Source organism: Pseudomonas sp. 43NM1, from assembly GCF_002836905.1.
GTDB classification, from domain to species: Bacteria; Pseudomonadota; Gammaproteobacteria; order Pseudomonadales; family Pseudomonadaceae; genus Aquipseudomonas; species Aquipseudomonas prosekii.
Genome location: NZ_MKGS01000060.1, coordinates 1 through 7625, shown reverse-complemented (window position 1 = coordinate 7625; position 7625 = coordinate 1). Strand labels below are relative to the sequence as shown.

Here is a 7625-nt window from a genome sequence, read left to right as displayed (position 1 = left end):
GGCCATTGCCGGTGTGCTGTGCGCGGCCGGCGCCCGGGTGCTGGCCGTGACCCGGCATCAGGAGGCGCTACTGCCGCTGCTTGAGCTGTATCCGCAAAACCTTTGCTGGTTGGCCGCCGACCTGACATTCCTCAGCGACCGCCGCAAAGTGCTGACCGCCGCGCAAACCATCGGGGGCATCAACCTGCTGATCAACGCCGCCGGAGTCAACCACTTCGCCATGCTTGAACAACTCGATGACAGCGAGATCAACGCGATGCTGGCGGTGAATGTCAGCGCGCCCATCTGCCTGACCAAACTCCTGCTGCCGCTGCTCAAACAGGCCGACAGTGCCATGGTGGTCAACGTTGGTTCTACCTACGGCTCAATCGGCTACGCCGGTTACGCAAGTTACTGCGCAACCAAGTTCGCCCTGCGCGGATTTTCCGAAGCGTTGCGCCGGGAACTGGCGGACACCCGGGTCAGCGTGTTGTATGTCGCGCCACGCTCCACTAGCACGCCGATGAACAGCACTGCAGCGCAAGCCTTGAACGATGCGCTGAAAGCCACTGTCGACGATCCGCAAACCGTGGCCACAGCGGTGACCCAGGCGATTGCCAGCGACCGCCGCGACTTGTATCTGGGCTGGCCCGAACGCTTCTTTGTACGCCTCAACAACCTGCTGCCGCATCTGGTCGATCGTGGCCTGCGCAAGCATCTGCCACTGATCCGCCATCTCAGTGAAAAACCTGCCAACGAGTCTTCAAAACCATGAGAAAACTTTCCGCATGCCTGCTGTTGGCCGCCCTGAGTCAGAGCGCTTGGGCGATAGACACCGCCGATCAACAACGCCTCAGTCGCATCCAGCAAAGTTGGGCGCACATCCAGTACGAAGTGGTGGAAAAACAGCGCGCCGCTGCTTTCGAACAACTTTCAACGCAAGCAAGTCAGTTCACCAACGAGCGACCGACGTTGGCCGAGGCATGGATCTGGAAAGGGATCGTCACTAGCAGTTGGGCCGGTGCCGAGGGCGGCCTCGGCGCGTTGGGCAAAGCCAAGGACGCCAAGGCGGATCTGGAAAAATCCTTGTCCCTCGATCCCAAAGCCTTGCAGGGGTCGGCATACACCAGTCTCGCCGCACTGTATGACCGAGTGCCGGGCTGGCCAATCGGTTTCGGCGACAGCGACAAAGCCGAGCAACTGCTCAAGCAAGCGCTGCAACTCAATCCCGACGGCATTGACAGCCTGTACTTCTGGGGCGATCACCTCTACCGTGAAAAACGCTACGCTGAAGCAAAAGCGGCGCTGCAAAAAGCCCTGCAAGCCGCACCGCGTCCGGGCCGGGAAACTGCCGACGCCGGACGCCGCAAAGAGATTGCGGCGCTGCTGGTGGATGTGACCAAGAAACTCGACTGACAGGAGTCCGCGTGCGTTTATTACTGATTGAGGACGACGTGGCACTCGGTGAAGGCATTCATCAGGCGTTGGGGCGTGAAGGCTATACCGTCGACTGGCTCAAGGACGGCAGCAGTGCGTTGCATGCGTTGCTCAGTGAGACTTTCGACGTGGCAGTGCTCGATCTCGGTTTGCCGCGCATGGATGGCCTCCAAGTGCTGCGCCGGTTGCGCGACAGTGGTTCGAACCTGCCGGTGCTGATCCTCACAGCCCGTGATGCCACCGAGGACCGCATCGCCGGGCTGGACGCCGGCGCCGATGACTACCTGATCAAACCTTTCGATCTGGCCGAACTCAAGGCGCGGCTGCGCGCCTTGTTGCGCCGCAGCGCCGGCCGCGCCCAGGCACTGATCGAGCACGCGGGCATCTGCCTCAACCCCGTCACCCAGCAGGTCAGCTATCAGGGCCAGCCCGTGGCGCTGACGCCCAAGGAATATCAGTTGCTGCATGAATTGCTCTCGCCGCCGGGGCGGGTGATGACCCGAGATCAATTGATTCAGTTGCTCTACGGCTGGAATGAAGAGGCGGAAAGCAACACCCTTGAAGTGCACATCCACCACTTGCGCAAAAAATTCTCCACCGATCTGATCCGTACGATTCGAGGCGTGGGTTATCTGGTTGAGGAACGTCGATGAGTTCGATTCGCCGCCGCACGCTCACCCTGATCATCGGCCTGTTGCTGGCCGGTCTGGCGGTGCTGAGCGTGTTCAACGTGCATGACAGCAACCACGAAATCGCCGAAGTCTATGACGCCCATCTGGCACAGAACGCCCGGTTGCTACAGGGCGTGATGCGCATGCCGATGACAGGTCTGAAGCACGCGCAGTTGTATCAAGCGTTCAATCAGGCCCTCAGCGAAGCGAAGCCGCGAGTCAACGGCCATCCTTACGAGAGCAAACTCGCCTTTCAAGTATGGAACCCCAAGGGTGAAGTGCTGGTACACACCGCCAGCGCACCCTCGTTCATCGCACCGCCGACCCAACCGGGCTTCAGCAATGTGGCGGATTTGAAAGGCCGGCAATGGCGTGCGTTTCTGCTGGAGGACAAACAGAACAACCTGCGCATCTGGGTAGGCGAGCGCGATGACGTTCGCGCTGATCTGGTCGATCGCATCGTCCGGCACACACTGTGGCCGAATGTGCTGGGCAGCCTGATTCTCGCGGGCATGGCCTGGCTGGCCATCGGCTGGGGCCTGAAGCCATTGGCCAACATGGCCGCGACCCTGCGGGCCCGGCACAGCGGCTCGCTGGAGCCGTTGCAACTTTCACCACTGCCCAGCGAACTTGAGCCGATGCAAGCTGCGCTCAACCGCATGCTCGCGCAGATCCAGGAAGTGCTCGGCCGCGAACGCCGCTTCATCGCCGACGCCGCCCACGAAATGCGCACCCCGCTGGCGGTGCTGCGGGTCCATGCGCAAAATTTGTTGGAGGCAGGCACCGAACAGGAGCGCCGCGAGTCGCTGGAGTTTCTGATTTCGGGTGTTGATCGCACTAGTCGCCTGGTCAACCAGTTGCTGACGATGGCGCGCCTGGAACCCAGGCCTGACCTGCCGCCGCTGCAATGCATCGACATCAGCGAGACCGTGCGTAACAGCCTGGTGCAAATGACGCCGTGGCTGCTGAGCAAACAGCTGGAGCTGACCTTTGAAGACGGCGGGCAACCGTTTCACGTCATGGCCAGCACCGCCGCCATCGATATCGCTTTGAACAACCTGATCACCAACGCCGCCAATTTTTCCCCGGAACACGGCGTGATCACCGTCAGCCTGAGCCAAGCCGACGGCTTCTGCCATTTGAGTGTTGAAGATCAGGGGCCGGGAATTGACGAGCAGGAGTGGGGAAGACTGTTCGAGCGATTTTACAGCCGAGGTAACGCACAGGGGGCGGGGCTCGGGCTGACCATCGTCAATACCATCGCGACGCAGTTGGGTGGGCGCATCACGCTAGTCAACCGAACGGGAGGCGGCTTGCGCGCGACTTTGTCGATTTCTGCCAGCGAATAATCCATCAGGATCAACTGATTTCTCCTGTGTGCCATCTCAGGAGGATGTGACGAAAATCCCTTTCCTGGCTTTGCATAACGGGCGCCTGTGCAACCCGCACATGCGCCCGCCACCAGCGCATTTTCACGGCAACCGGCGCGAATCCAGTCGCGACACCAGCAGCGCGAGCATCGAAGCCACCAGCAGCAATACACCACTTGCGATAAACGTAGCCTGGTAACCAACCCCGTCATACAGCACGCCTCCCAGCGTCGCGCCGAAGGTGATGGCCAACTGAATGACCGCGACCATCAGTCCTCCTCCGGTTTCGGCATCGCGTGGCAGTGTGCGTGACAGCCAGGTAAACCAGCCCACCGGCGCGCACGTAGCAATCAGTCCCCAGGCCCCCAGCAAAGCTGCGGTCGCCCACATCTCGTGGCCGACGAGGAGTAGCGCCACGGCAATTGCCGACATCAACAGCGGAATGATCATCAGCACTCGGTAAAGCCTTGTGCCCAGTACCGAGCCGATCAGCATCGTGCCCAGCAAACCGGCCATTCCGATAATCAGCAACAGCAGCGAGAGCCCGGACACGTCTACGCGGGTCACCAACTCCAGGAATGGGCGCAAGTAAGTAAACAACGTGAACTGCCCCATAAACAGCAAGGCCACTGCCGCCATGCCCAGCGCTACTTTGGCGTTCTTCAGCAGCCGAAACACTTGAAGTGCCGAGCCCGATTCGTTTTGGCTGGGCATTTTCGGCAACGTAAACGCTTGCCAGCAGAACGCCAGCGCGGCGAGCGGAACCACGCAGAAAAACGCGCCGCGCCAACCAATCAACCCGCCCATGTAACTGCCGATAGGTGCTGCGACTGCGGTGGCAAGTGCGGTTCCGCCCTGAATCAACGCAGTGGCTTTAGGCACAAAGTGCTCGGGAGCAATGCGCATCATGACGGCGGTCGACATCGCCCAGCTGCCGCCAATCGCGATGCCCAAAATGGCCCGGCCGATCATCAGTGTCGAATAGTTCGGAGCGAAGGCCACCAGCGTGCCCGAGGCGATCATCAACGCTGTGAGGAAAAGCAATACCGGCCTTCGGTCGAGCCGGCGAATGACTGAAGCGATAAAGAGGCTGGTGACCACCGCGAACAATCCGGAAATGGAAATGGCCTGCCCGGCCTGCCCTTCTGTCAGTGCAAGATCCGTCGCAAGCGGCGTGAGCAAACTCACCGGCAAAAACTCCGAAGTCACCAATGCGAAAGCGCCCAGCGACATCGCCAGGACGGCTCCCCACACCTGCCGATCGACTGCCTGGAGGGGTAAGGTGGTGCTGCTCATCTAGCTTTCTCCAACACGAAAAACTCCAATACAAAAAGCTCCAATACGAAAAGCTCCGACCCCGGCAAACAACACGAAGCGTCAGAATCGTTTTTGCCGCTATAAGTGCTGATCTATTTACGAGTACGGATCAGCAAGTCGTATGCCCCTACCTGCGAGCACAGGTGAGGCTTGCCCTATTCTCTGGGAATAAGTCATGCTTGATAAGCTAATGAAATGTTGTAGAAGTTATTAGTCTGGCTAATCAATCAAGGTAAGCGGATTTCTATGCCACGCCATAATCTGAACGATCTTCTGGCCTTCGTGACGGTCGCCAGAGAAGGCAGTTTTACCCGCGCGGCCGCGCACTTGGGTGTCACCCAGTCGGCCCTGAGCCAGACGGTTTCCGGGCTGGAAAAACGACTGGAAATTCGCCTGCTCACACGCACCACGCGCAGTGTTTCGCCGACCAGTGCCGGCGAGCGCCTGATGCACGCCATCGGTCATCGGTTCGACGAAATCGAATCCGAGCTGGATGCTTTGACGGAGCTTCGCGACAAGCCTGCCGGCACCGTGCGTATTACCTGCGGCGATTTTGCCCTGAGGACCGTCCTGCTTCCGCGACTGACACCGCTGCTCTTGGACTATCCGGACATCAAGGTTGAGTTCGATATCAACTATGGCTTCCGCGATATCGTGGCTGACCGATTTGACGCGGGCATCAGGTTTGGTGACACGGTCGATAAAGACATGATCGCCGTGCCAATCGGCCCCGAAGTGCGGATGGCTGCCGTGGCATCACCGGCCTATTTCGCCCGCAACGGCATGCCGAAAAAACCACAGGATCTGGTCAATCACGCGTGCATCGACATACGTTTTCCAACACTTGGCGGCGTTGACGCCTGGGAATTTGAAAAGCGTGGTCGCAAGATCAATGTGCGCGTTACTGGCCAGGTAATTGTGAACACCAGCGCGCATGTTCCGGCAGCGGCCGTAAATGGCTTGGGCATCGCTTACTTACCGGAGGAAGAGTTTGCCCCGCATATCGAGGAAGGTCGTTTAATACGCGTATTGGAAGATTGGTGCCCACTGTTCTCGGGTTATCACCTGTACTACCCGAGCCGACGCTTGCCGACGCCAGCGTTCTCTTTAGTTCTGAATGCGCTTAGAGAATCCGAGAACAACCGGGACAGCGTTTTGCGCCGATAAACACCTGAATGCCTCGCTACTTGAACACTCACCAGGGACGTACAACTAAATGCCAGATCTGATCCAAAACCTCACCGGCCCCAGAACCGCTCAACAAGAGCTCTTCTACGATCTAGAAGACAGCGCTTCAATCATTGGCTGGGCGGTCAATCAACTCAGCACCATGGCTCAAACCACCACGGACGGAAACGCCCCGGCGCTGACAAAAATCTGCGAATTGCTCCTCGTCGAACAAAACAAACTGAGCCGCTATGCAGATGAGGTGAAGGCGGGATCGATTCTGCGCACAGTCGATTGACCCGCCCTCGCCGATTTATCAAGGCGTGGGATGTTCGCTCGCTACCGAGTTGGCTGCATCCACATCGGCCATTTCCTCATCTACTCCGGCTTCATCGTCTGCCGACAGCGGGACTTCAGGCGCATTCTTTTTCGGGTCATGCCCGGTTTCGTTATCCGTGCCGCCCGTTACGCCCTTCTGGGAAATGTTGCCTGGCGCATTCTCATCGATGTCCATTTTGAATCTCCGTTTTCACGCGCGGGATATCCGTGCATTCAACTTGAGATATCGCCATGACCCGACAAGTGCCGAACTTTGGACGAACGGACGCACACCAGCGCTTGATCAAATGATGCCCGTAGAAAAATTGAATTAGCCCGTTGTCCGCTCGGTCAAGAATTATGAACAGAGTAATTCTCGCGAGGTAACAGCAATGACTATCGAAGCAGAGACACTTGTGCAACTCACCGAAGCGCTGCAACAGCGCGGTCTGAATCTGGTGTCGGACGTCACGTTCACCCGTGCGCCGTATCGGTTGAATCACCGCTGGACTTGCACCGTCGCCTGACCTTCCCTATTGCTGGCGGCTGGGCGATTAGCCTGCCGCCGGCGCCTTCCTGAACACCCCGCCCACTCTAGCTCAGCACTCTTCCGAAGCAGCAAATGTGAAAAATTCATTAACTTCTTGCTGCCGAAGACTTTTTCGCACGGAAACAATCTGCCACACTAACGCGAACAATTATCAACATTATTAGTATTGCCAAGGACGGCGTTCGGGGAGATTCAGATTCATGCTGGGGCATCAACCGCTAAACCGTACGCCGTTTTCACCGACCCTTCTGGCTTTTGCCATCTGTATCGCCAGCGCTCAATCAGCCATCGCGGCCGAAACGCCGACCACTGCAGCGGAGGTCGCCGCACGGCCCGCGACCCTGGAACTGGATGCCACGAGCATCACCAGCCAACAGCTTGGCGCAACCACTGAAGGCTCCGGTTCCTACACCACTGGCCCGATGCAGACCGCGACCAAGTTGCCGCTGACCATGCGCGAAACCCCGCAAGCGGTCACAGTGATCACCCGTCAACGCATGGACGATCAGGCGATGACCAGCGTCAACGATGTGGTGAAGAACACCCCCGGCCTGTTCCTCAGCCAGGCCAGCGGCCCGGGTCGGCAGACTTACAGTTCTCGCGGTTTCGACATCGACAACATCATGTACGACGGCCTGCCGAGTTCTTACTCCGGCTACACCATGGGCGTGCAGCCAAACCTGGCGATGTTCGACCGCGTGGAAGTGATTCGCGGCGCCACCGGTCTCGTCACCGGCGCCGGCAACCCCTCGGCGGCGATCAACATGGTGCGCAAACGGCCGACGTTCGAGCCGCAAGTCTCGCTCACCGGCACCG

General features: G+C 58.9%; 10 protein-coding genes. 8 read left to right on the top strand and 2 right to left on the bottom strand.

The features are described 5' to 3' along the window. The 4 genes from BI292_RS07630 to BI292_RS07615 all read left to right on the top strand — a co-directional run. The coding region (locus tag BI292_RS07630) for an SDR family oxidoreductase (protein WP_256592632.1) at window positions 1-754 on the top strand (754 nt) is incomplete at its 5' end. After that, window positions 751-1395 carry a tetratricopeptide repeat protein gene (locus BI292_RS07625; RefSeq protein WP_101207501.1) on the top strand — a complete coding sequence of 215 codons (645 nt, stop codon included), beginning with the start codon at window positions 751-753 and terminating at the stop codon, window positions 1393-1395. The genes BI292_RS07630 and BI292_RS07625, both read left to right, overlap by 4 nt. A gap of 11 nt (window positions 1396-1406) precedes the next feature. After that, entirely contained in the window at window positions 1407-2069 is a 663-nt protein-coding gene (locus BI292_RS07620; protein WP_092280683.1) for a response regulator, read from the top strand. Further along, on the top strand, window positions 2066-3436 hold the full coding sequence (locus BI292_RS07615; RefSeq protein ID WP_101207500.1) for an ATP-binding protein: 1371 nt from the start codon (window positions 2066-2068) through the stop codon (window positions 3434-3436). The genes BI292_RS07620 and BI292_RS07615 overlap by 4 nt, the downstream gene beginning before the upstream one ends. 123 nt (window positions 3437-3559) lie before the next feature. Here the strand turns inward: BI292_RS07615 and BI292_RS07610 are convergent, their stop codons facing one another. Continuing rightward, window positions 3560-4753 (bottom strand): MFS transporter, encoded by a 1194-nt coding sequence (locus tag BI292_RS07610; RefSeq protein WP_101207499.1) that lies wholly within the window; start codon window positions 4751-4753, stop codon window positions 3560-3562. Between the two features lie 267 nt (window positions 4754-5020). On the opposite strand from BI292_RS07610, the gene BI292_RS07605 reads away from it, so the two are divergent. Together BI292_RS07605 and BI292_RS07600 are read left to right on the top strand one after the other, a co-directional pair. Next, on the top strand, window positions 5021-5941 hold the full coding sequence (locus BI292_RS07605) for a LysR family transcriptional regulator (protein ID WP_101207498.1): 921 nt from the start codon (window positions 5021-5023) through the stop codon (window positions 5939-5941). Between the two features lie 49 nt (window positions 5942-5990). Further along, window positions 5991-6239 carry a hypothetical protein gene (locus BI292_RS07600; protein ID WP_101207497.1) on the top strand — a complete coding sequence of 83 codons (249 nt, stop codon included), beginning with the start codon at window positions 5991-5993 and terminating at the stop codon, window positions 6237-6239. An 18-nt stretch (window positions 6240-6257) separates the two neighbouring features. On the opposite strand, the gene BI292_RS07595 is transcribed toward BI292_RS07600, so the two are convergent. After that, entirely contained in the window at window positions 6258-6455 is a 198-nt protein-coding gene (locus BI292_RS07595; RefSeq protein WP_101207496.1) for a hypothetical protein, read from the bottom strand. Window positions 6456-6651: 196 nt separating this feature from the next. Between BI292_RS07595 and BI292_RS29115 the strand changes: the two genes are divergently transcribed. Both BI292_RS29115 and BI292_RS07590 read left to right on the top strand, forming a co-directional pair. After that, the gene (locus BI292_RS29115; RefSeq protein WP_256592631.1) at window positions 6652-6786 is read left to right on the top strand and encodes a hypothetical protein; all 135 of its coding nucleotides are present in this window, start codon (window positions 6652-6654) and stop codon (window positions 6784-6786) included. Between the two features lie 223 nt (window positions 6787-7009). Then, the coding region (locus BI292_RS07590) for a TonB-dependent siderophore receptor (protein ID WP_157831225.1) at window positions 7010-7625 on the top strand (616 nt) is incomplete at its 3' end.